This is a genomic window from Pseudomonas sp. RU47 (genome assembly GCF_004011755.1).
In the GTDB taxonomy this organism is placed as follows: Bacteria; Pseudomonadota; Gammaproteobacteria; order Pseudomonadales; family Pseudomonadaceae; genus Aquipseudomonas.
Genome location: NZ_CP022411.1, coordinates 1,010,504 through 1,033,670, shown reverse-complemented (window position 1 = coordinate 1,033,670; position 23,167 = coordinate 1,010,504). Strand labels below are relative to the sequence as shown.

Annotated in this window: 27 protein-coding genes; 14 read left to right on the top strand and 13 right to left on the bottom strand. The window is 58.4% G+C overall.

From position 1 onward, the window contains the following. Positions 1–8 precede the first annotated feature (8 nt). Positions 9–926 carry a sulfate adenylyltransferase subunit CysD gene (gene cysD / locus CCX46_RS04525; protein WP_007912374.1) on the bottom strand — a complete coding sequence of 306 codons (918 nt, stop codon included), beginning with the start codon at positions 924–926 and terminating at the stop codon, positions 9–11. Between the two features lie 249 nt (positions 927–1,175). After that, positions 1,176–1,934, bottom strand: coding sequence for a Nif3-like dinuclear metal center hexameric protein (locus tag CCX46_RS04520; RefSeq protein ID WP_127925847.1), 759 nt, complete (start codon positions 1,932–1,934; stop codon positions 1,176–1,178). A 103-nt stretch (positions 1,935–2,037) separates the two neighbouring features. Here CCX46_RS04520 and algW point away from each other — a divergent pair, with 103 nt between their 5' ends. From algW to CCX46_RS04500, 4 genes are all read left to right on the top strand, one after another. Next, positions 2,038–3,195, top strand: coding sequence for a Do family serine endopeptidase AlgW (gene algW, locus CCX46_RS04515; RefSeq protein ID WP_016987037.1), 1,158 nt, complete (start codon positions 2,038–2,040; stop codon positions 3,193–3,195). An 88-nt stretch (positions 3,196–3,283) separates the two neighbouring features. Further along, positions 3,284–5,389 (top strand): TonB-dependent siderophore receptor, encoded by a 2,106-nt coding sequence (locus CCX46_RS04510; RefSeq protein WP_127925846.1) that lies wholly within the window; start codon positions 3,284–3,286, stop codon positions 5,387–5,389. Between the two features lie 12 nt (positions 5,390–5,401). Then, a complete protein-coding gene (locus CCX46_RS04505) occupies positions 5,402–6,121 on the top strand; it encodes a DUF4198 domain-containing protein (RefSeq protein WP_127925845.1) in 720 nt (239 codons plus the stop codon). Between the two features lie 291 nt (positions 6,122–6,412). Further along, on the top strand, positions 6,413–6,856 hold the full coding sequence (locus CCX46_RS04500; protein ID WP_127925844.1) for a hypothetical protein: 444 nt from the start codon (positions 6,413–6,415) through the stop codon (positions 6,854–6,856). Between the two features lie 82 nt (positions 6,857–6,938). On the opposite strand, the gene hisC is transcribed toward CCX46_RS04500, so the two are convergent. The 10 genes from hisC to CCX46_RS04450 all read right to left on the bottom strand — a co-directional run bounded on the left by hisC (position 6,939) and on the right by CCX46_RS04450 (position 14,882). After that, positions 6,939–7,991 (bottom strand): histidinol-phosphate transaminase, encoded by a 1,053-nt coding sequence (hisC, locus tag CCX46_RS04495; RefSeq protein WP_127925843.1) that lies wholly within the window; start codon positions 7,989–7,991, stop codon positions 6,939–6,941. A gap of 2 nt (positions 7,992–7,993) precedes the next feature. After that, positions 7,994–9,319: a histidinol dehydrogenase gene (gene hisD, locus CCX46_RS04490; RefSeq protein ID WP_127925842.1), complete on the bottom strand. Its 1,326-nt coding sequence runs from the start codon at positions 9,317–9,319 to the stop codon at positions 7,994–7,996. A 125-nt stretch (positions 9,320–9,444) separates the two neighbouring features. Then, entirely contained in the window at positions 9,445–10,080 is a 636-nt protein-coding gene (gene hisG, locus CCX46_RS04485) for an ATP phosphoribosyltransferase (RefSeq protein WP_127925841.1), read from the bottom strand. Between the two features lie 124 nt (positions 10,081–10,204). Beyond that, positions 10,205–11,470 (bottom strand): UDP-N-acetylglucosamine 1-carboxyvinyltransferase, encoded by a 1,266-nt coding sequence (murA, locus tag CCX46_RS04480; RefSeq protein ID WP_007912385.1) that lies wholly within the window; start codon positions 11,468–11,470, stop codon positions 10,205–10,207. Between the two features lie 22 nt (positions 11,471–11,492). Continuing rightward, entirely contained in the window at positions 11,493–11,732 is a 240-nt protein-coding gene (locus CCX46_RS04475; protein ID WP_008085051.1) for a BolA family protein, read from the bottom strand. A 115-nt stretch (positions 11,733–11,847) separates the two neighbouring features. Beyond that, positions 11,848–12,153 (bottom strand): STAS domain-containing protein, encoded by a 306-nt coding sequence (locus CCX46_RS04470; RefSeq protein WP_127925840.1) that lies wholly within the window; start codon positions 12,151–12,153, stop codon positions 11,848–11,850. Next, positions 12,150–12,797: an MlaC/ttg2D family ABC transporter substrate-binding protein gene (locus tag CCX46_RS04465; protein ID WP_034154487.1), complete on the bottom strand. Its 648-nt coding sequence runs from the start codon at positions 12,795–12,797 to the stop codon at positions 12,150–12,152. The genes CCX46_RS04470 and CCX46_RS04465 overlap by 4 nt, the downstream gene beginning before the upstream one ends. Positions 12,798–12,808: 11 nt before the next feature. Continuing rightward, on the bottom strand, positions 12,809–13,276 hold the full coding sequence (mlaD, locus tag CCX46_RS04460; RefSeq protein WP_007912400.1) for an outer membrane lipid asymmetry maintenance protein MlaD: 468 nt from the start codon (positions 13,274–13,276) through the stop codon (positions 12,809–12,811). Further along, positions 13,276–14,073 (bottom strand): lipid asymmetry maintenance ABC transporter permease subunit MlaE, encoded by a 798-nt coding sequence (mlaE, locus tag CCX46_RS04455; RefSeq protein WP_007912402.1) that lies wholly within the window; start codon positions 14,071–14,073, stop codon positions 13,276–13,278. Before mlaE ends, mlaD begins: the two co-directional genes overlap by 1 nt. Next, positions 14,073–14,882: an ATP-binding cassette domain-containing protein gene (locus CCX46_RS04450; RefSeq protein WP_007912403.1), complete on the bottom strand. Its 810-nt coding sequence runs from the start codon at positions 14,880–14,882 to the stop codon at positions 14,073–14,075. Before CCX46_RS04450 ends, mlaE begins: the two co-directional genes overlap by 1 nt. Positions 14,883–15,157: 275 nt before the next feature. Between CCX46_RS04450 and CCX46_RS04445 the strand changes: the two genes are divergently transcribed. The 10 genes from CCX46_RS04445 to CCX46_RS04400 all read left to right on the top strand — a co-directional run bounded on the left by CCX46_RS04445 (position 15,158) and on the right by CCX46_RS04400 (position 22,184). Next, positions 15,158–16,132, top strand: coding sequence for a KpsF/GutQ family sugar-phosphate isomerase (locus CCX46_RS04445; protein WP_127925839.1), 975 nt, complete (start codon positions 15,158–15,160; stop codon positions 16,130–16,132). Continuing rightward, positions 16,132–16,656, top strand: coding sequence for a KdsC family phosphatase (locus CCX46_RS04440; protein ID WP_007912407.1), 525 nt, complete (start codon positions 16,132–16,134; stop codon positions 16,654–16,656). Before CCX46_RS04445 ends, CCX46_RS04440 begins: the two co-directional genes overlap by 1 nt. An 8-nt stretch (positions 16,657–16,664) precedes the next feature. After that, entirely contained in the window at positions 16,665–17,237 is a 573-nt protein-coding gene (gene lptC, locus CCX46_RS04435) for an LPS export ABC transporter periplasmic protein LptC (protein ID WP_127925838.1), read from the top strand. Next, positions 17,224–17,769: a lipopolysaccharide transport periplasmic protein LptA gene (gene lptA, locus CCX46_RS04430; protein WP_038357536.1), complete on the top strand. Its 546-nt coding sequence runs from the start codon at positions 17,224–17,226 to the stop codon at positions 17,767–17,769. The genes lptC and lptA overlap by 14 nt, the downstream gene beginning before the upstream one ends. After that, positions 17,769–18,494 (top strand): LPS export ABC transporter ATP-binding protein, encoded by a 726-nt coding sequence (gene lptB / locus CCX46_RS04425; protein ID WP_008085069.1) that lies wholly within the window; start codon positions 17,769–17,771, stop codon positions 18,492–18,494. Before lptA ends, lptB begins: the two co-directional genes overlap by 1 nt. Before the next feature lie 187 nt (positions 18,495–18,681). Beyond that, the gene (locus tag CCX46_RS04420; RefSeq protein ID WP_127925837.1) at positions 18,682–20,175 is read left to right on the top strand and encodes an RNA polymerase factor sigma-54; all 1,494 of its coding nucleotides are present in this window, start codon (positions 18,682–18,684) and stop codon (positions 20,173–20,175) included. A 73-nt stretch (positions 20,176–20,248) separates the two neighbouring features. Beyond that, positions 20,249–20,557, top strand: a complete 309-nt coding sequence (gene hpf / locus CCX46_RS04415) for a ribosome hibernation-promoting factor, HPF/YfiA family (protein ID WP_047299778.1) — start codon at positions 20,249–20,251, stop codon at positions 20,555–20,557. A gap of 11 nt (positions 20,558–20,568) precedes the next feature. Next, complete coding sequence (gene ptsN, locus CCX46_RS04410) at positions 20,569–21,033, top strand: PTS IIA-like nitrogen regulatory protein PtsN (RefSeq protein WP_127925836.1); 465 nt, start codon at positions 20,569–20,571, stop codon at positions 21,031–21,033. A gap of 2 nt (positions 21,034–21,035) precedes the next feature. Beyond that, entirely contained in the window at positions 21,036–21,893 is an 858-nt protein-coding gene (gene rapZ / locus CCX46_RS04405) for an RNase adapter RapZ (protein ID WP_038357533.1), read from the top strand. 15 nt (positions 21,894–21,908) lie between these two features. Beyond that, a complete protein-coding gene (locus CCX46_RS04400) occupies positions 21,909–22,184 on the top strand; it encodes an HPr family phosphocarrier protein (RefSeq protein ID WP_038357532.1) in 276 nt (91 codons plus the stop codon). An 83-nt stretch (positions 22,185–22,267) separates the two neighbouring features. Here the strand turns inward: CCX46_RS04400 and CCX46_RS04395 are convergent, their stop codons facing one another. Beyond that, entirely contained in the window at positions 22,268–23,161 is an 894-nt protein-coding gene (locus CCX46_RS04395; protein ID WP_127925835.1) for a ZIP family metal transporter, read from the bottom strand. Between the last annotated feature and the right edge of the window lie 6 nt (positions 23,162–23,167).

The following is a 23,167-nucleotide window of genomic DNA, read 5'->3' as shown; positions in this document are numbered from 1 at the left end:
ACAGCCCCTTAGAAATAGCCTTGACGTTTTTTATCTTCCATCGAGCCTGCGCCATCGTGGTCGATGACACGGCCCTGGCGCTCGGAAGTTCGCGTCAGGAGCATTTCCTGGATGATGTCCGTCAGGCTTTCAGCCTCGGACTCCACGGCACCCGTCAACGGGTAGCAGCCAAGGGTGCGGAAACGCACTTTCTTTTTGACGATGCGCGCTTTGTCTTCATCGGAGAGGTGCTCGAGGATGCGCTCGTCGTCGATCATGATCAGCGTGCCGTTCTTCTCGATCACTTCGCGTTCGGCGGCGAAGTACAACGGCACAATCGGGATGCCTTCGAGGTAGATGTACTGCCAGATGTCCAGCTCGGTCCAGTTCGACAGAGGGAATACGCGGATGGATTCGCCCTTGTTGACCTTGCCATTGTAGACGTTCCACAGCTCCGGGCGCTGGTTCTTCGGGTCCCAGCGGTGCTTGCTGTCGCGGAACGAGTACACGCGCTCTTTGGCACGGGATTTCTCTTCATCGCGACGGGCGCCGCCGAACGCTGCGTCGAAACCATGCTTGTCGAGTGCCTGTTTCAGGCCTTCGGTTTTCATGATGTCGGTGTGCTTGGCGCTGCCGTGGGTGAACGGGTTGATGTTCTGCGCCACGCCATCGGGGTTGATGTGGGTGATCAGGTCCAGGCCCAGTTCTTCGACCATCTTGTCGCGGAACTTGTACATCTCCTGGAATTTCCAGCGGGTGTCGACGTGCATCACCGGAAACGGCAGTTTGCCCGGGAAGAACGCCTTGCGTGCCAGGTGCAGCATCACGGCGGAGTCTTTACCGATGGAGTACAGCATCACCGGGTTATCGAACTCGGCGGCCACCTCGCGGATGATGTGGATGCTTTCCGCCTCCAGCTGTTTCAGATGCGTCAGTTTGTCGACCATGGCTACTCACGAAAACTTTCTTATGAACGGCCAGCGGGCCGTGTTCGAGCGAGAAATCCTAGCACAGCGGCCTCTTCTAATCAGGACGCCAACTAGATCGAAAGGGTATATGAATATGCCTACCAGTTCGGCCGATGCCCCCCTGTAGGAGTGAGCCTGCTCGCGATAGCTTTGTCACATTCGACATAACGGTGACTGACACTCCGCTATCGCGAGCAGGCTCACTCCTACAGGGGATTTGCGGTGGATTCAGATCGGATTCGGGCAATCGATGAAGATGTGCTCGACGGCGAAACGTTTCGCCAGGTAGTCGCCCAGCGCCTGTACGCCGTAGCGCTCGGTCGCGTGGTGGCCGGCGGCAATGAAGCTGATGTCGTTCTCGCGGGCGCTGTGGAAGGTCTGTTCGGAAGCCTCACCGCTCAGATAGAGATCGACGCCTGCGGCGACGGCTTGATCGATATAGCCCTGACCGCCGCCGGTGCACCAGCCGACCCGGCGGATCATCGGATTACCTTCAATCAGCAACGGTTCGCGGCCCATGACTTCTTGCACCTTGCGGGCGAAATCGCGCGCGGTCATCGGCTCTTTCAAAGACCCGACCAGACCAACGATTTTAAGATTGTCCGGATCCAGCGGGCCCTCAACAGTGATATCCAGTTGACGCGCCAGTTGCACGTTATTGCCGACATCAGGATGCAAATCCAGCGGCAAGTGGTAAGCGAGCAGACTGATGTCGTGCTTGAGCAAGGTCTTCAATCGGCGCTGCTTCATGCCGGTAACGCACGGGTTCTCGCCCTTCCAGAAGTAACCGTGATGCACCAGCACCAGATCGGCCCCGGCCTCAACGGCAGCGTCCAGCAACGCCTGACTGGCCGTGACGCCGCTGACGATGCGCATCACTTGCGGACGGCCCTCGACCTGCAATCCATTCGGGCAATAATCGGCAATTTTCGCACTGCCGAGGTAACGGTCGGCTTCTTCGACGAGGGTGCTGAGGGCAACGGCCATGAAAGACTCCTAAATATCCCGTTCAGAGGCTCGCGCGGCCTCGTATAATGCGCGACATTATGGGCGGTCTGACCCCGCCTGCAACTCTTCCAGGACGTGCTTAATGTTCAAGGCGCTGCGTTTTATGGGCTGGCCGTTGTTGGCCGGCGTGCTTATCGCTCTGTTGATTATTCAGCGTTACCCGCAGTGGGTCGGGCTGCCGAGCCTCGACGTCAACCTGCAACAGGCCCCGCAAACCACCAGCGTGCAGCAGGGGCCGGTGTCCTATGCCGATGCGGTGACCATCGCCGCACCTTCGGTGGTCAACCTGTACACCACCAAAGTCATCAACAAACCCGCGCATCCGCTGTTTGAAGATCCGCAGTTCCGCCGCTTCTTTGGTGATAACTCGCCGAAGCAGAAACGCATGGAGTCGAGCCTCGGCTCCGGCGTGATCATGAGCCCGGAAGGCTACATCCTGACCAACAACCACGTGACCAGCGGCGCCGACCAAATCGTCGTGGCCCTGAAGGACGGTCGCGAAACCCTCGCCCGCGTCATCGGCAGCGACCCGGAAACCGACCTCGCGGTGTTGAAGATCGATCTGAAAACCCTGCCGGCGATCACCGTCGGCCGCTCCGACAATATCCGCATCGGCGACGTCGCACTGGCCATCGGCAACCCGTTCGGCGTCGGCCAGACCGTGACCATGGGCATCATCAGCGCCACCGGGCGTAATCAGTTGGGCCTGAACAACTACGAAGACTTCATCCAGACCGACGCGGCGATCAACCCGGGTAACTCCGGCGGCGCGCTGGTCGATGCCAACGGCAACCTCACCGGCATCAACACGGCGATCTTCTCCAAGTCCGGCGGCTCGCAGGGCATCGGTTTTGCCATTCCGGTGAAACTGGCGATGGAAGTGATGAAGTCGATCATCGAACACGGTCAGGTGATTCGTGGCTGGCTGGGCATTGAAGTGCAACCGCTGACCCAGGAATTGGCTGAGTCGTTTGGTCTGTCCGGGCGTCCGGGGATTGTCGTGGCGGGGATCTTCCGCGATGGCCCGGCGCAGAAGGCCGGCCTGCAATTGGGCGACGTGATTCTGAGCATCGATGGCGAGCCTGCGGGCGATGGCCGTCGTTCGATGAACCAGGTTGCACGGATCAAACCGACGGACAAGGTGACGATTCAGGTGATGCGCAACGGCAAAGAGATCAAGCTCACCGCTGAAATCGGCCTGCGCCCACCACCGGCGCCGGTGAAAGAAAAAGAAGAATAAAACTTTTTTCGCGCCAGCCGCGCGAATAAAAGACATTCTCAACAGGCATGTTATATTGTTTCAATTCTAATAATTGGAACAACATAACATGTCGTCTCGAACAAAGGCCTCCCTGCTCGGCCTGAGTCTTGGTCTGCTGGTCGATCCAGCCTTCGCCGAAGAGCCCAAGCCGCTTGAACTCGACGCCATCAGCGTCATCTCCGACTACGAATCGCCGACCGGTCCGGTCAAGGGCTATCGCGCCACCCGCTCGTCCAGCGCAACAAAAACCGACACCGCGATCCGCGATATTCCTCAAGCCATCAGCGTCGTACCGGCCAGCGTGCTCAAGGATCTGGGCAGCACCAGCGTCGAGCGCGCACTGGATTTCGCCGGCGGCGTATCCAAGCAAAACAACTTCGGCGGCCTGACGCTGTACGAATACAGCGTGCGCGGTTTCACCACATCGGAGTTCTACAAGGACGGCTTTAGCGCCAATCGTGGTTATCCGAGCACACCGGATGCAGCCAATATCGAGCGCATCGAAGTGCTCAAAGGCCCCGCCGCCAGTCTGTATGGCCGAGGCGATCCCGGCGGCACGGTAAACATCGTCACCAAGAAACCGCAGCCCGAAGCGTTCACGACGTTGCAAACCAGCGCCGGCAGTTGGGACCGTTATCGCACCGCGCTGGACCTCAACACACCGCTGGATGATCAGGGCAATGTGCTCTCGCGAATCAACCTTGCAGTCGAAGACAACAACAGTTTTCGCGATCACGTCGACAGCAAGCGTGTGTTCGTCGCGCCGTCGATCAGTTGGCAATTGAACCCGGACACGTCGCTGTTGGTGGAAAGCGAGATCGTCCGTCAGAGCTCCACGTTTGATCGCGGTATCGTCGCGCCGAACAACAAGTGGAGCGGCGTTTCGCGCTCGACGTTTCTCGGTGAACCCAACGACGGCAACATCGATAACCACAACAATCTGCTTCAGGCGACGCTCGAACATCACCTCAACGATAACTGGAAGCTGCGTCTGGCCAGCCACTACAAGGAAGGCAAACTCTGGGGTGACGCCTCCGAATCCCGCCCGTTGAACGCCGATGGCCACACCGTCAACCGCCGCTATCGCGAGCGCGACACAACCTGGCACGACAGCATTACCCAGCTTGAGCTGCGCGGCCTGTTCGACCTCGGCCCGTGGCAGCACGAACTGCTGATCGGAACCGAATACGAAAACTTCCGCAAGAACGAGCGCGTCACCAACATTGCCGGCGGCCCCTACGCCATCGACATCTACAAGCCGATCTACGGCCAGCCGAAACCCAACGGCGCACGCTCGGGCACTGACTTCTTCGAACAGGTCGAAAGTCATGCACTGAACCTGCAGGATCAAATCGTCTTCACCGACAAACTGCGCGGGATGATCGGCGCGCGCTTCGAGCATTTCGACCAGCGCATCGACGACCACAGCCGTAATGCGAAAAGCCAGCAGCGCCACGACGCTCTGACTCAACGCGCCGGCCTGCTCTATCAACTGACACCGGATACCGGCTTGTTCGCCAATGCGTCAACCTCGTTCAAACCGAATAACGGCCTCGACGCCTCCGGCAAATCCTTCGACCCGGAAGAAAGCGTCGGTTACGAAGTCGGCATCAAGAACGAGTTGTTCGACGAACGCCTGAGCAGCACCCTCGCCTTCTTCCACATCGACAAGGAAAACGTCCTCGCCCTCGATCCGGCCACCGACACCAGCCGCGCGATGGGCAAGGCGCGCAGTCGTGGTTTCGACCTGCAAGTCACCGGACAGGTCACCGACGCTGTACGAGTCATTGGTGCCTTTGCCTACATTGACGCAGAAGTGACCAAGGGCGACGCAGTCATTCCCACCGGCAGTCGCATCCTCGGCGTGGCCAAACGCAGCGGCAGCCTGCTCGGGGTTTATGAGTTTCAGGATGGTCATTTGCGCGGCTCGGACGTCGGCGCAGCGTTCACTTATGTCGGCGACCGCTCCGGAGAATCCGGCAGCGACTTCGAATTACCGGCCTACCAGACCGTCGACCTGCTCGCGCATTACAAGGCCAGCGACAACGTCACCGTCGGCCTGAACCTGAACAACCTCTTCGACGAGAAGTATTACGAGCGCTCTTACAGCAACTACTGGGTCAATCCCGGCGAGCCGCGCAATTTCACTGTCAGCCTGACTCTCAACCTGTAAAAGGACGTCACCATGCAATACGGCAAAACCTTTGTACTCATCGCAGCGCTGTTCGTAGGGGAAGTCTCGGCTCATGGCCTGTGGACCGAACAACGGCGCGGCAATATCGAAGTGGTTTATGGCCATGGCGCTGAAGACAACGCGTTCAAGGCACAGAAAATCAGCGGCGCGTGGGCTTATGACGCGAGCGGCAAGATGATTCCGGTCAGCGTCGAGCGTCTGGCGGATCACGCACGCTTGAAGCCCTTGAAGTCGCCGGCGGTCATGGCCGTCGCATTGAATAACGGCATGTGGTCGCAAAACACCGACAAGAAGTGGATCAACGAAGGCCGCAGCAAAGTGCCGGGCGCTGTCGAGGCAACCGAGACGTTTAAATACAGTCTGGCAATTTATCAGCCGGGGGCGAAGTTGCCCAAGCTTGATCAGATCAAGTTGCTGATTCTGCCGGAGGTTGATCCGCTGACGGTTGGGCCGGGCAAGTCATTGCCGGTGCGGGTGTTGCTCGATGGCAAACCGGCGGCCGGGGTGAAGTTGATTGGCGACTATCGCAGCGCGCCGAACACGTTGAGCACCGAGACTGACAAGGATGGTCGGGCGCAGGTGTTAGTGAGGAATGAAGGGTTGAATGTGATTGCGGCGCAGGTAGAAGTGCCGGTGAAGGGCAGTGCGGATGTGGATAGTCGTGGGTTGTTCACCTCACTGACTTTCCTCGGCGAGCAGCATCACGAATAATCACCACAATTCCCCTGAACGAGCCTGCTCGCGACGGCGCCGGGTAAGTCAATCCGCCATCGCCAGCAGGCTCAATCCTTTAGCCCGTCGATGAACGACGGATTCTGCTCCGCCATTCTGATCGAAATCCCGAAAGTCGAATGTTCGTTGACCTAAAAGCTTTAGATCAACTCGCACTCGATAGCAACACAAAAAGTTATGAAAACCTGTCAGATCTGACAGTTGTTTCGTTGCCATTGGCGCGTACATTAAAAGCAGTTTGTAACAAACCAGCCAAAGGAACTAAGCATCATGAAACCAACAACTTCGTCGCGATCAACTAAACACAAAAAAAACGCAAATGGCAAATTCACCCTGAAAATAAATGAGATTGAACAAGTTTACGAACAATACCAATACATACTTAAAGTTCCGGCAGGCGGACTCATGTCAGCAGGAAAACATATAGGGCCTGGGGATTCTGATATAGACGCCATTTACATCTCATACCCCAACGCTGTAGTAGTTGACAAAGAATACAACTGGACATATCCCGATGACGTTATAGGGCTGCCTGAGAAGTGGGCACTCCATTACCAGGGTGTACGTTACATTGCGATTACGGGAAAACAGACAGCAACATTCAAAACACTCCATAAACACATAACGGGCCACGTTTCATTTGATGGGAAAGAGGAAAACGGCACAAAAACAATAAAAGTATCCGGAGACTTTGAACTCACTACAGACCCTTAATTCAAATGAAAGATCAGCGCCTGTTCTTGGATAAACCAAAACAAGACAGGCGCTTCGCTATCGATAATAAGGGACTATAAAATCATATCTCACCCAACCCATCGATCAACGCCCGATTCTGCTCCGGCGTACCAATCGAAATCCGCAAAAACTGCGCAATCCGCTCCTGCTTGAAGTGCCGTACGATCACGCCCTGCTCCCTCAGCTTGGCCGCCAGTCCCGCCGCATCATGCTGCGGGTGCCGGGCGAAAATGAAGTTCGCCGCCGACGGCAACACTTCAAACCCCTTGGCCTGCAATTGCGCAATCACCCACTCACGGCTCTCGATCACCAGACGGCAGGTCTTGTCAAAATACTCGCGATCCTCGAACGCCGCCGCCGCACCGACAATCGCCAGACGATCCAGCGGATAGGAGTTGAAGCTGTTCTTGATCCGCTCCAGCGCCTCGATCAGGTCCGGATGCCCGACCGCCAGACCAACGCGCAAACCAGCCAGCGAACGTGACTTGGACAGGGTTTGCGTCACCAACAGGTTGGGATAACGATCCACCAGACTGATTGCCGTTTCGCCGCCGAAGTCGATGTACGCCTCGTCTACGACCACCACCGAATCCGGGCTGGCCTTGAGGATCTGCTCGACCGCTTCCAGCGCCAGCAGGCAACCGGTTGGCGCGTTCGGATTCGGGAAAATGATCCCGCCGTTCGGCTTGGCGTAGTCGGCTGGATCGATCTGAAACTGCGTATCCAGCGGCACCGCATCGAACTGGATGCCGTACAACCCGCAGTAAACCGGATAGAAGCTGTAGCTGATGTCCGGAAACAGCAGCGGCTGATCGTGTTGCAGCAAGCCGTGGAAAATGTGCGCGAGCACTTCGTCCGAGCCGTTGCCGAGGAACACCTGATTGCTCTGCATGCCGTAGTATTTGGCGACCGCAGTTTTCAGCAGATCACTGTTCGGGTCCGGGTACAGACGCAGGTTGTCATTCAGTTCGATCTGCATCGCGGCCAAGGCTTTTGGCGATGGGCCGTACGGGTTTTCGTTGGTGTTGAGCTTGACCAGTTTGGTCAGCTTCGGCTGTTCGCCCGGCACGTACGGCACCAGATCTTTAACGAACGGGCTCCAGAATTTACTCATGTTCAGTTCCCCTTCGATTCGTCTTTGATGCGGTATTCGGCGCTGCGCGCGTGCGCGCTCAGGGATTCGCCACGGGCCAGTACCGATGCAGTCTTGCCCAGTTCCGAAGCACCGGCCTCGGAGCAGAAGATGATCGACGAGCGCTTCTGGAAGTCATACACGCCCAGCGGCGAAGAGAAGCGCGCGGTGCCCGAAGTTGGCAATACGTGGTTCGGACCTGCGCAGTAATCGCCCAGCGCTTCGGAAGTATGACGGCCCATGAAGATCGCGCCGGCGTGGCGGATCTGCGGCAGCCAGGCCTGTGGATCAGCGACCGACAGCTCCAGGTGTTCCGGGGCGATGCGGTTGGCGACTTCGATGGCTTGCGCCATGTCCTTCACGTGAATCAGCGCACCACGGCCATTGATCGAGGTTTCGATGATCGTCGCGCGGTCCATGGTCGGCAGCAGTTTGTCGATGCTCGCCGCAACCTTGTCGAGGAACTCGGCGTCCGGGCTGACCAGAATCGCCTGCGCGTCTTCGTCGTGCTCGGCTTGCGAGAACAGGTCCATGGCGATCCAGTCCGGATCGGTCTGGCCGTCGCAGACCACGAGGATTTCCGAAGGACCGGCGATCATGTCGATGCCGACCTGACCGAACACGTGACGCTTGGCGGTGGCGACATAGATGTTGCCCGGGCCAACGACTTTGTCGACTTTCGGCACGCTTTCGGTGCCGTAAGCCAAGGCAGCGACAGCTTGTGCGCCACCGATGGTGAACACTCGGTCAACGCCAGCGATGCACGCAGCCGCCAGCACCAGTTCATTGATCTCACCGCGTGGGGTCGGCACAACCATGACCACCTCGGTCACGCCGGCGACCTTGGCCGGGATCGCGTTCATCAACACCGACGACGGATACGACGCCTTGCCACCCGGCACGTACAGGCCGGCACGATCCAGCGGTGTGACCTTTTGGCCCAATACCGTGCCGTCAGCTTCGGTGTAGCTCCAGGAATCCTGCTTCTGTTTTTCGTGGTAGCTGCGCACGCGGGCGGCGGCTGTTTCCAATGCCTCGCGCTGTGGCACGGTGATGCGCGTCAGCGCCAGTTCCAGACGCTCGCGCGGCAGGATCAGGTCGGCCATCGAAGCGACTTCGAGGCCGTCGAATTTCTGGGTGAACTCGACCAGCGCCGCGTCACCACGTTCGCGCACAGCCTTGATGATGTCCAGCACCCGCTGATTGACCGAGTCGTCAGACACACTTTCCCAGCTCAGCAGATGATCCAGATGATGCGCGAAATCCGGGTCAGCAGCGTTGAGTCGGCGAATTGCAGTCGTTGCGGTCATAGCGAGAGCCTCATAGGAATGGCAAAAAACTCAGGCGCCCGAAACTATCATCCGATCCGCTTAGGCACCTGAGAATTCTGGCTATGAGGCGGATAGACGGCGCGACCTGGGGCCGCGCAGGTAAATCAGCCGCGGTATCGCGATTCCACTGCGTTGCGCAGGGTATCGATCAACGCCTGGATTCGGGCGTGTTGCATTTTCATCGAAGCCTTGTTGACCACCAGGCGCGAGCTGATCGTGGCGATCAGTTCCTGAGGTTCCAGGCCATTGGCGCGCAGGGTGTTACCGGTGTCGACCACGTCGATGATCTTGTCGGCCAGACCGATCAGTGGCGCCAGCTCCATCGAGCCATACAGCTTGATGATGTCGACCTGACGGCCTTGCTCGGCGTAGTAACGCTTGGCAACGTTGACGAACTTGGTCGCTACGCGCAGACGGCCTTTGGGCTCCGGCGCGCCGATCTTGCCGGCGGTCATCAGCTTGCACTGAGCAATCTGCAGATCCAGTGGTTCGTAAAGACCCTGGCCGGTGTATTCCATCAACACGTCTTTACCGGCAACGCCAAGGTCGGCCGCGCCATGCTCGACATAGGTCGGCACATCGGTGGCTCGCACGATCAGCAGACGAACGTCGTCCTGCGTCGTGGGGATGATCAGCTTGCGGCTCTTGTCCGGATTCTCGGTCGGCACGATGCCCGCTTCGGCGAGAAGCGGCAGGGTGTCGTCAAGGATACGGCCCTTGGACAGTGCGATGGTCAACATGGGAAACGTCAGTCCTTATCAAGGTACTCATGTCCGGTCGCAATCGGCGCCGGACACACATCGAGCCGGAAACCGGCTCGACTCTTAAAATCAGTGGACACGTCCCTGTGTCCCAATGCAGCAATCAGCCCGGAACGCGACGGATCTTGGCGCCCAGCATCTGCAGTTTTTCTTCGATGCACTCATAACCACGGTCGATGTGGTAGATGCGGTCGATCAGCGTATCGCCCTCGGCAACCAGTGCCGAGATCACCAGGCTGGCCGAAGCCCGCAGGTCGGTGGCCATGACTGGCGCGCCTTTGAGGACTTCGGTACCGGTGACGATGGCAGTGTTGCCTTCGACCTGGATCTTGGCGCCCATGCGGTGCAGTTCGTACACGTGCATGAAACGGTTTTCGAAGATCGTCTCGATCACCGCACCGGTGCCTTCGGCAATGGCGTTGAGCGAGATGAACTGCGCTTGCATGTCCGTCGGGAAAGCCGGGTACGGCGCGGTGCGCACGTTGACTGCTTTCGGACGCTTGCCGTGCATGTTCAGCTCGATCCAGTCTTCACCGCAGGTGATTTCTGCGCCGGCTTCACGGAGTTTTTCCAGAACGGCTTCGAGGATGGTCGGATCGGTATCCTTGACCTTGACGCGACCACCGGTAACGGCAGCGGCAACCAGGTAGGTGCCGGTTTCGATACGGTCAGGCATGACCTTATAGAAAGCCGAACCCAGACGCTCGACGCCATCGATGGTGATGGTGTCGGTGCCAGCACCGGAAACCTTGGCGCCCATGGCGTTGAGGAAGTTCGCCAGGTCGACCACTTCAGGCTCGCGAGCAGCGTTCTGCAACACGCTGCGGCCCTTGGCCAGAGCCGCGGCCATCATGATGTTCTCGGTACCGGTCACACTGACGGTATCGAAGAAGAAGTGCGCACCGCGCAGGCCGCCTTCCGGCGCCTTGGCCTTGATGTAGCCGCCTTCGACGTCGATGACCGCGCCCATGGCTTCGAGGCCACGGATGTGCAGGTCGACCGGACGCGAACCGATGGCGCAACCGCCAGGCAGTGCGACTTCGGCTTCACCGAAACGGGCAACCATCGGGCCCAGTACCAGGATCGACGCACGCATGGTTTTCACCAGTTCGTACGGGGCGATCAGGGTCTTGATGGTGCGCGGGTCGATTTCGACGCTGAGTTTCTCGTCGATCACCGGCTCAATGCCCATGCGACCGAACAGCTCGATCATGGTGGTGATGTCGTGCAGGTGCGGCAGGTTGCCAACGGTCACCGGGCCATCGCACAGCAGGGTGGCGGCCAGGATCGGCAGGGCGGAGTTTTTTGCGCCGGAAATGCGGATCTCGCCATCAAGACGAGCGCCACCGGTAATAATCAATTTATCCATAAGAATCTCGACGCCCTAAGGCTCAGGTGCGCTCGGCCCAGGCCGCGCTGCTGAAAAATTTCATAGTGACCGCATGGATGCTGCCATCGGTGATCCATGGGTTCAAATGGGCATAGACCTGCTGCTGACGCTTCACCGGGCTCAACGCCGCCAGTTCATCGCTAATCACGTTCAGCTGGAAATTGCAGCCTTCGCCCTCAACTTCTACCAACGTTCCGGGCAGCTTTCCTTCAAGGAAGCTCTTCACTTCTACGGCCTGCATGCTCAACCTCAATCGGCGCCCTGTGCGCACGGGTCGGACATCATACAAAAAAGCCCCGCGCCTGCGAACCCCGCATGGCAGGACTCTGACGGGGGGCTTCTTTATAGATGCTGTTTCAGGGGTGCGCCAACAGTTCGGTCAGTTCACTGACCTGAGCGATTTCGCGCATGTCTTCGGGCATCGCGCGGATGCTGACAGCCTTTCCGGCCGCATTCGCATCGCGCATGAAGCACAGCAGCAACGACAAACCGACGCTGCTGGACTTCTTCACCGCCGAGCAATCGATCACCAGCGAAGCAGCCTTGCTGGACTTGATCAGCGTCTGACCTTGCTTGCGCAGGTCGGCACCGGTGCGATAGTCCAGCACTCCGCTGAGCAGAAGCTCGTCGACATCACTCATACGAACTGCGGCCTCATTCATTGCGCGGGGTTCTTTTCGGTGGCTTCTTTGGCCTTGGCCACTTCCCCGGCCCAACCATTGATGGTCTTGTCCAGATCGTTGCCATTGCGCTGCATCGCGTCGGCGAACTGATCACGGAACAGTTTGCCGATGTTGATGCCATTGATGATCACGTTGCGCAGTTTCCACTCGCCGTTGATCTTCTCCAGCGTGTACTGCACAGGATAGATTGCGCCGCTGCTGCCCTTGACGGTCATGTTGACGCTGGTGCGGTCGCCCGATTCGTCTTTGGCAGGGTCAACGGTAATGCCCTGGTTGTTGTACTCGAGCAAGGCATTGCCGTAGAACTGGAACAGGCCTTTCTTGAAGTTTTCCTGGAAGGTCTGCATCTGCGCCGGCGTGGCCTTGCGCGAATACTTGACCGTCATGATGCTCTTGGAAATGCCTTCAGCATCCACCACCGGACCGACAATGCTGTTGAGCGCCGCGTAGAAATCAGTCGGATCCTGCTTGTATTTCTCTTTGTTGGCAGCCAGATCGGCCAGCAACCGGGTGGTTGTGTCCTGCACCAGATCATGTGCCGAAGTCGCAGCAGCCACGGCGTTACCCATCAACGGCAAGGCCGCCAACAGCACCAACAAGCTGCGTCGCAAGATAGAGATCATTCAAAAGCTCCTCATTTGGCGTCTTTGCTAACGGTATTGAGCAGGAATTTACCGATAAGGTCTTCCAGTACCAGTGACGACTGGGTGTCGTGGATGGTTCCGCCATCCTTCAGCGGTTTGTCTTCCCCGCCGACGCTGATACCGATGTACTTCTCGCCCAGCAGACCAGCGGTCAGGATAGACGCTGTGGAGTCGGTCGGCAGGTTGTCGACCTTTTTATCCACTTGCAGGGTTACCCGACCGGTGAAGCTGTCGCGATCCAGATCGATTGCCGTGACCTTGCCGATGGTCACACCGGCCATGGTCACTTTGGCTCTGACCGTCAAACCGGCGATATTGTCGAAATACGCATAAAGTTTATAGGTGTCGGTGGTCGACGTCGGAGACAGACCACTGACCCGCAAAGCAAGCAGCAACAAAGCCAGGATCCCTGCCAGCAGGAACAGGCCGACACCGATTTCCAGGGTGCGGTTTTGCATCAGAAATCTCCAAACATCAAAGCAGTCAGAATAAAGTCCAGGCCGAGCACTGCCAGCGAGGCAAACACTACAGTCTTGGTGGTGGCGCGACTGATGCCCTCGGAAGTGGGCTCACAGTCATAGCCTTGGAATACGGCGATCCAGGTCACGACAAAGGCGAAAACGATACTTTTGATGACGCCGTTGAGCACGTCACTGGTGAAGTTCACGCTGTTCTGCATGTTCGCCCAATAAGAGCCTTCATACACACCCAGCCAGTCGACGGCCACCCACGAACCGCCCCAAATCCCGACCACGCTGAAAATCATCGCCAGCACCGGCAGGGAAATGAAGCCGGCCCACAGGCGCGGGGCAATGATGTACTTGAGCGGATCGACGCCGATCATTTCCAGACTGGAAAGCTGTTCGGTGGATTTCATGTTGCCGATCTCGGCAGTCAGTGCCGAACCGGCACGACCGGCGAACAACAGCGCAGTCACCACCGGACCCAGTTCACGCAGCAAGGTCAGCGCAACCATCTGCCCCACCGCCTGCTCCGAACCGTAGCTCGACAGAATGCTGAAGCCCTGCAGCGCCAGCACCATGCCGATGAAAATCCCCGAAACGACGATGATCACCAGCGACATCACGCCGACTGAATGCAGTTGCTTGACCAGCAGGCTGAAGCCACCGCTGATCCCGCCGCGCCCCAGCAGAGCATGAAACAGGAACAGCGTCGCACGACCGAACACCGCGACGGCGTCGATCGCCGCCTCGCCGAACCGGCGCACGCGTTCTATTAATGAAATTCTGCGCATCAGCGCTTCCCCAGAAGATCTGCGCGGTAATCCGTCGCTGGAAAATGGTACGGCACCGGGCCATCGGGATCGCCGGTCATGAACTGACGGATACGCGGCTCGTCCGAGTTCATCAACTCGTCCGGCGTACCCTGCCCCAGTACCTGACCATCACCGACAACATAGATGTAATCGGCGATGCTCGCGGTTTCCGCCAGATCGTGGGACACCACGATACTGGTGATCCCCAGCGCGTCGTTGAGCAGGCGAATCAGACGGACCAGCACGCCCATGGCGATCGGGTCCTGCCCGACGAACGGTTCGTCGTACATGAGGATCTGCGGATCGAGCGCAATCGCCCGCGCCAGTGCGACGCGGCGCTTCATGCCACCGGACAGCTCATCCGGCATCAACTCGATGGCACCGCGCAGACCGACCGCCTGCAACTTGAGCAGAACGATGTCGCGGATCATTTCTTCCGGCAAATCGGTATGAACACGCAGGGGGAAAGCCACGTTCTCGAACACATCGAGATCGGTGAATAGCGCGCCGCTTTGAAACAGCACACCCATGTGCTTTCGCGCATCGAACAGATCGCTGCGCGAAAGCGCAGGCAGATTCTGGCCGTTGACCCAGACTTCGCCGCTGGCAGGACGCAATTGTGCGCCCATCAATCGCAGCAGCGTGGTCTTGCCACACCCGGAAGGCCCCATGATGCCGGTGACCTTGCCGCGCGGTATGCGAATATCGACGTTATTGAAAATGCTGCGCGCACCGCGCTTGAAGGAGACTCCCTTCAGCTCGACCGCGTAGGCGTTATCGGCACTCATCTAAACTCCTTGCGATGCAGCCTCTCACTCGGACGCCTGTCTTTACTTAAAAAGTACGTACATCCCGGGCAGGCCGAACTGGCGGCGAACTATATCACTGCAAAGGCTACGCGCCCAAGGCTTGTACCAGCCTGAGTTCGGCGATATGACAGGTCCGCAGGCTCTTTTACCGGGTTTTGGTAACGAGTAATGACAAAGCGCGACGAACTTGCGTGAGGCTTTGCCACATAACCGCTATAATCGCCGCCTTTTCATCGGGCTATACGATTTCTGACATGAGCCAATCCAGCGACCTGATTCAATCGGCACAACGCACCATCCAACTCGAAGTGGAAGCCGTACAAGGCTTGTTGCCCCATATCGACGCCGATTTCGTACGCGCTTGCGAGATGATTCTGGCCAGCAAGGGCCGTGTAGTTGTGGTCGGCATGGGCAAATCCGGGCACATCGGCAACAAGATTGCCGCGACCCTGGCCAGCACCGGCACCCCGGCTTTTTTCGTGCACCCGGCCGAGGCCAGCCATGGCGACATGGGCATGATCACTCGTGATGACGTGATTCTGGCCCTGTCGAACTCCGGCTCGACCAACGAAATCGTCACCCTGCTGCCGCTGATCAAACGTCTGGGTATCCAGCTGATCAGCGTCACCGGCAACCCGCTATCGCCGCTGGCCAAGGCTGCCGAGGTCAATCTCAATGTTCATGTCGAACATGAGGCCTGCCCGCTGAATCTGGCGCCGACCTCCTCGACCACCGCAGCGCTGGTCATGGGTGATGCGCTGGCCGTAGCGTTGCTGGAGGCGCGCGGTTTCACTGCCGAAGACTTCGCCTTTTCTCATCCGGGTGGCGCCCTTGGCCGTCGCCTGTTGCTGAAAGTGGAAAACGTCATGCATGCCGGTCAGGAGTTGCCGCAAGTACAGCGCGGCACGCTGCTCAAGGACGCACTGATGGAAATGACCCGTAAAGGTCTGGGCATGACCGTCATTCTTGAAACTGACGGCAAACTCGCCGGGATCTTCACGGACGGCGATCTGCGCCGCACGCTGGATCGCAGCATCGACATTCGCAGCGCCACCATCGATCAGGTAATGACCGCTCACGGCAAGACTGCCCGGCCGGAAATGCTGGCCGCCGAGGCCCTGAAAATCATGGAAGACCACCGAATCAACGCATTGGTAGTCGTAGACGAGGAAGATCGCCCGGTCGGCGCCTTCAACCTCTCCGATCTGCTGCGCGCAGGAGTCATGTAATGAGTAACGATCTGCTGCAACGCGGCAAAGCGATCAAACTGGCGGTTTTCGACGTCGACGGCGTTCTCACCGACGGGCGCCTGTACTTCCTCGAAGACGGCAGTGAGTTCAAGACCTTCAATACCCTCGATGGCCAGGGCATCAAGATGCTGATGAACGCCGGCGTGCAGACCGCTATCATCAGCGGTCGCAAGACCCCGGTGGTCGAGCGTCGCGCGAAAAACCTCGGCATCCCCCACCTGTTTCAGGGGCGCGAAGACAAATTGGTCGTTCTCGACGGTCTTCTCGAGCAACTGGGCCTAAGCTATGAAGAGGTTGCCTATCTCGGTGACGACCTGCCCGATCTGCCGGTGATTCGTCGCGTAGGTTTAGGCATGGCCGTGGCCAACGCCGCCGACTTCGTCCGCGAACACGCCCATGGCGTGACCCGCGCTCGCGGTGGTGAAGGCGCCGCCCGCGAATTCTGCGAATTGATCCTGCGCGCCCAGGGCCGCCTCGATGCGGCCAACGCCGCGTACCTGTGAGCCAAACCATGTTCAGCAAAAAATTTCGTAACTTCCTGCTGTTCGGCTGCATCGCTGCGATTTTCGCCGCGGTCGGCTATTGGAATATCAGCCCGGAACGCTTTCTCGACAAACCACCGGTCACCTCGGTGGAAACGCCTATCGACTGGTATGCGACCAACACGCACACCCTGCAATACCTGCCGGATGGCAAGGTGCAGTATGAAATGACGTCGGAAAAGGCCGAGCACGTAAAGGCAACCGACGTCACGCTGGTGACCAAACCCGATCTGAACATGTACCGCGGAACGGACTTCCCGTGGCACGTGACCAGTGAGCGCGGCGAAGTGAACTCAGGCGGCACCGAAGTCGAGCTGATCGATTCGGTACGCGTTGCGCGCACCGACGAAAAGAAGCGTGACATCCTGATCACTTCCACGCGCATGACCGTGTTCCCGCAGCAGGAATATGCGCAGACCGAGCAACCCGTTAGAATCGACGGCGCTGGCGGTGTATCGACTGGCGTTGGAATGAAAGCGTACCTGAAGGAAAGCAGGATACACCTGCTATCGAACGTAAGAGGACAGTATGAGGCTCGTTAAAACCCTCCCTATTTTGCTCAGTCTGGGCGCAGCACTGGGAAGCGTGAGCGCCTGGGCTCTGCCGAACGATCAGCAGCAACCTATCCGCATTCAGGCCGACGACGCCCAACTGGATGACAAGAACGGCATCGCTACCTATAAAGGTGATGTGATCATCACCCAGGGCTCGATGATCGTTAAAGGCAACACGGTCACCATGACTCGCGCGCCGAATGGCGATATCGACGTAGTGACCTCCGTGGGCAACCTGGCTTACTTCGAGCAGCTGCAAACCCAGGGCGACACCAAACCGGTTCAAGGCTACGGCGTGACGATTCAATACCACGCCCAGCAAAACCGCGTCGTGCTGATCGACAAGGCCAAGGTCGTCGACAAAGACGGCAACGTCACTCAGGGCGAGAAAATCGTCTACGACACCGTGAAGAAACTGGCCAGCGCCGGTCGCGCTACCGGCAGCAAGGTCACCGAGGCGCGTCCGCGCATCGACATGGTGATCCAGCCGAAGAAGAAAACCGACGAGAAAACCCAGTAATGGCAACTCTGAAAGCTCAGCACCTGGCCAAGGCCTATAAAAGCCGCCAGGTCGTGCGTGACGTCAGCCTGTCGATCGACAGCGGCCAGATCGTCGGCCTGCTCGGCCCGAACGGTGCCGGCAAGACCACGTGCTTCTACATGATCGTCGGCCTGGTACAGGCCGATCAGGGCCGCGTACTGATCGACGATCTGGACGTCAGCCATCAGCCAATGCACGGTCGCGCCAAGGCCGGTATCGGCTATCTGCCGCAAGAAGCGTCGATCTTCCGCAAACTGTCGGTGGCCGATAACATCATGGCCATCCTCGAGACCCGCCAGGAACTCGACAAGGCCGGCCGTCGCAAGGAGCTGGAAAGCCTGCTGCAGGAATTCCACATCAGCCACATCCGCGACAACCTCGGCATGAGCCTTTCCGGTGGTGAACGCCGCCGGGTGGAAATCGCTCGCGCACTGGCGACCGCACCGAAATTCATCCTGCTCGACGAACCGTTCGCCGGTGTCGACCCGATTTCGGTCGGCGACATCAAGCAGATCATCCACCACCTCAAGGCCAAGGGTATCGGTGTGCTGATCACCGACCACAACGTCCGTGAAACGCTGGACATCTGCGAAACCGCTTACATCGTCAACGATGGTCAACTGATCGCTGAAGGCGATGCAGAAACCATCCTGGCCAACGATCTGGTCAAGGAAGTGTATCTGGGCCACGAGTTCCGCCTGTAAGCGCAACAGTGCCCGGTGCGCCGCCGGGGCGCTGTATCGATTCAAGCAGGATTTAATCCGCTTTAATTGTTACAGCGCTCTAGGCAAACACTTCAGTTTCAGGCATATAATTTGCTTAAGTTTGGCGCCTCGGCGCCCTGTAGTGGATGGCGCATAGCGCCGGCGAATAAGGTGTTAAGCCCCTGCCATGAAACCATCGCTAGTCTTGAGAATGGGCCAGCAGCTGACGATGACACCGCAGCTGCAACAGGCCATCCGCCTGCTCCAATTGTCGACCCTGGATCTGCAACAGGAAATCCAGGAGGCGCTGGAATCCAATCCGATGCTCGAACGCCAGGAAGAAGGCGAAGACTTCGATAATTCCGACCCCATGGCTGACAACGCCGAACAGAAGCCCAACACCGAGATCCAGGAACCGTCCTATCAGGAAACCGCCCCGACGGTCGACAACCTCGAGGACGGCGAATGGAACGAGCGCATCCCCAACGAGCTTCCGGTCGATACCGCCTGGGAAGACGTCTACCAGACCAGCGCCAGCAGCCTGCCCAGCAACGATGATGACGAGTGGGACTTCACCACCCGCACCTCTGCCGGCGAGAGCCTGCAAAGCCATTTGCTGTGGCAACTGAATCTCGCACCTATGTCCGATACCGATCGCCTGATCGCCGTGACCCTGATCGATTGCATCAACAATCAGGGCTACCTGGACGAAACCCTCGAAGAAATTCTTGAGGCGTTCGACCCGGAGCTGGACATCGAACTGGACGAAATCGAAGCCGTCCTGCACCGCATTCAACAGTTCGAGCCGGCCGGCATCGGCGCGCGCAACCTCGGCGAATGCCTGCTGCTGCAATTGCGCCAGTTGTCGGCCAAGACACCTTGGCTGGCTGAAGCGAAACGCTTGGTCAGCGATTACATCGACCTGCTGGGCAGCCGCGACTACAGCCAGTTGATGCGCCGCATGAAGCTCAAGGAAGACGAACTGCGTCAGGTCATCGAACTGGTGCAGAGCCTTAATCCGCGCCCAGGTTCGCAGATCGAATCCACCGAAGCCGAATACGTTGTGCCTGACGTCATTGTGCGCAAGGACAATGAGCGCTGGCTGGTCGAGTTGAACCAGGAATCGGTGCCGCGCCTGCGCGTCAACGCCCAGTACGCCGGTTTCGTCCGTCGAGCCGACACCAGCGCCGACAACACCTTCATGCGCAACCAGTTGCAGGAAGCCCGCTGGTTCATCAAGAGCCTGCAGAGCCGCAACGAAACCCTGATGAAAGTTGCCACCCAGATCGTCGAGCATCAGCGCGGTTTTCTGGAGTACGGCGACGAAGCCATGAAGCCGTTGGTCCTGCATGACATCGCCGAAGCGGTCGGCATGCACGAATCGACGATTTCGCGGGTGACCACCCAGAAATTCATGCATACCCCGCGCGGTATTTATGAGCTGAAATACTTTTTCTCAAGCCACGTCAGCACTTCCGAAGGCGGCGAATGCTCGTCCACGGCGATCCGCGCGATCATCAAAAAACTGGTTGCCGCGGAAAATCAGAAAAAGCCGTTGAGTGACAGCAAGATCGCTGGTTTACTGGAGGCACAAGGCATTCAGGTGGCTCGCCGCACCGTCGCCAAGTACCGCGAATCCTTAGGGATCGCGCCTTCGAGCGAACGCAAGCGGTTGATGTAAGCCACGTTACAGCGTTCCAGTGGCAGGCTATCCAGCCTGCCGCTTTATGCACTGGCAACGAAGGAGAAGCTGTATGCAAGTCAACATCAGTGGACACCAACTGGAAGTGACCGAACCTCTGCGCGACTACATCAATGAGAAACTTCAACGATTAGAGCGCCATTTCGACAAGATCACCAACGTGCAAGTCACGATGTGCGTCGAAAAGCTTAAGCAGAAAATCGAAGCCACCTTGCATATCCCCGGCAGTGAAGTGGTCGCCAACGCAGAACATACCGATATGTATGCCGCGATCGACGCCTTGACCGACAAGCTGGATAAACAACTCAAAAAGCATAAGGAAAAGACCCAGAGCCTGCTCCAGGGCGCGACCGGTCGATAACCCCCCATTCCATGATCCGACTTGAAAGTATCCTGACCCCCGGCCGTTCCCTTGTGAACGTGCCGGGCGGCAGTAAAAAGAAAGCCCTCGAACAAATTGCCAACCTGATCGCCCGCGAAGTGCCGGCTCTGGAGATGCAAGATGTCTTCGAGGCGTTGATTGCCCGTGAAAAACTCGGTTCCACCGGTTTTGGCAACGGCATCGCCATTCCTCACTGCCGTCTCAAGGGTTGCGAAGCGCCTATCAGTGCGCTGATGCACCTTGAAGCACCTATTGATTTCGACGCCATCGACGGTGCGCCGGTTGATCTGCTGTTCGTTTTGCTGGTCCCGGAAGCCGCCACCGATGCACACCTGGAGCTACTGCGCCAGATCGCCAGCATGCTCGACCGCAAGGACGTGCGCGATAAACTGCGCAGCGCCGCAAGCAACGAAGCCTTGTATCAGGTTGTCCTGGACGAGCAAAACGGGCATTAATCATGCGTTTGATCATCGTCAGCGGCCGTTCCGGCTCGGGTAAGAGTACCGCTCTGGATGTCCTTGAGGACAACGGCTATTACTGCATCGACAACCTGCCCGCAGGTTTGCTGCCGGAACTGGCCGAACGCGCGCTGATTCACACTGAACTGGCGCAACCGCTGGTGGCCGTATCGATCGATGCGCGCAACCTGCCGAGTCATCTGACCCGTTTTCCCGAGCTGCTTGAAGATGTCCGGGCCAAACACATCCAGTGCGATGTTCTGTATCTGGACGCCGACGAAGAAACCCTGCTCAAGCGTTTTTCCGAGACTCGCCGTCGCCATCCGCTGAGCAACGCCAACCGCTCGCTGGCCGAGGCGATTCAGGATGAAACCGCCCTGCTCGGCCCGATCGCCGACCTCGCCGACCTGAAAATCAACACCACCAACCTCAACCTGTACCAGTTGCGCGACAGCATCAAGCTGCGCCTGCTGAATCAACCGGAGCCGGGCACGGCGTTTCTGGTCGAGTCATTTGGCTTCAAGCGCGGTATGCCGGTGGATGCGGATCTGGTGTTCGATGTGCGCTGCCTGCCCAATCCGTACTGGAAGCCGGAACTGCGTGCGCAATCGGGTCTCGATGCGCCGGTGGCTGAATACCTGGCGGCACAGCCGGAGGTCGAAGAAATGTTTCAGGACATCTTCACCTACCTGCACAAGTGGCTGCCGCGCTTCGCCGCCAGCAACCGTGCCTACGTCACCATTGCCATTGGCTGCACCGGCGGGCATCACCGCTCCGTCTACCTGACCGAACGTCTGGGTCAGGCCCTGCAGAAAACCCTGAAGAACGTCCAGGTTCGCCACCGCGACCTCACTTAAAGGATTCACACCGCGATGCCTGCTCTGGAAATCGAAATCATCAACAAGCTGGGCCTGCATGCCCGCGCATCGGCCAAGTTTGTCGGGGTTGCTGGCGAGTTCAAGAATTGTACTATCAGAGTCGGGCGCACTCCCGAATCCATGGTCGACGGAAAAAGCATCATGGCCATGATGATGCTAGCTGCCGGCAAGGGTACGGTCATCCAACTGAGTACCGAGGGTGAACAGGCTGATGAAGCCTTGCAGGCATTGGTTGATCTGATCAACGACTACTTCGGCGAAGGTGGTTGAAAACCTGAGGCAAAAAATCGCAGCCCGCGACGCACAAATCTTCCCCGTAAGAGCTGCCGAAGGCTGCGATCTGTTGATCTACTTCAACCCAACGCCGTATCCATCACCATCATCAGACAAAACCCGATCAACAAGCCAAGACTGGCCAGTTTTTCATGACCATGGCGTCGTGATTCCGGGATGACCTCGTGGGTCACCACCAGCAACATCGCCCCCGCCGCCAGTGCCAGACCTATCGGCAACAATACCTGCGCCAGACCGACCAGCCAGGCACACAGCAGCGCAAACACCGGCTCGACCAGACCTGACGCCGCTCCGATTAAAAATGCTTTGACCCGCGACATCCCTGCCCCGGCCAAGACCAATGCAATCACCAGACCTTCCGGCACATCCTGTAAAGCGATGCCCATGGCCAGACTGTCCGCATCCGGCATGCCGCCGCCAGCAGAAACGCCAACGGCCATGCCTTCAGGAATGTTATGGGCAATGATGGCAAACACGAACAACCAGATCCGCGGCGGAATGACCGGATGCTCGACCGTGCCGACGAGCATTTCCGGTGAGGCGCCGGAAACTTTGCGATCGACCAGATACAGCCCGAAAGCGCCGAGCATGATGCCGAAGCAGATCAGGCCGCTGGCACCCCACGGAGTCAGACCCAGGCTTTCGGCGGCGGCAATTCCCGGTACGATCAGCGAAAACGCCGTCGCCGCTAGCATCACGCCGGCGCCAAACCCCAGCAAAGTATCGCTGAGCGCCTGCGGCATACGCCGAATCACCAGCACCGGCACAGCGCCAAGCGCCGTGCCCAGGGCGCAGATCGCACCACCCTGCAACGCCCGCGACAGCCTCGGTTCGAGATTCAGCCATTCCAGCCCGTGGGCGACCAGCAAGGTCATGCCCGCCAACAGCAACAGCGATCCCACTGCGTAACGAAACATACGCCCACTTCCGATCGCCAGTGTTTCAGTGCCCATAGTCAG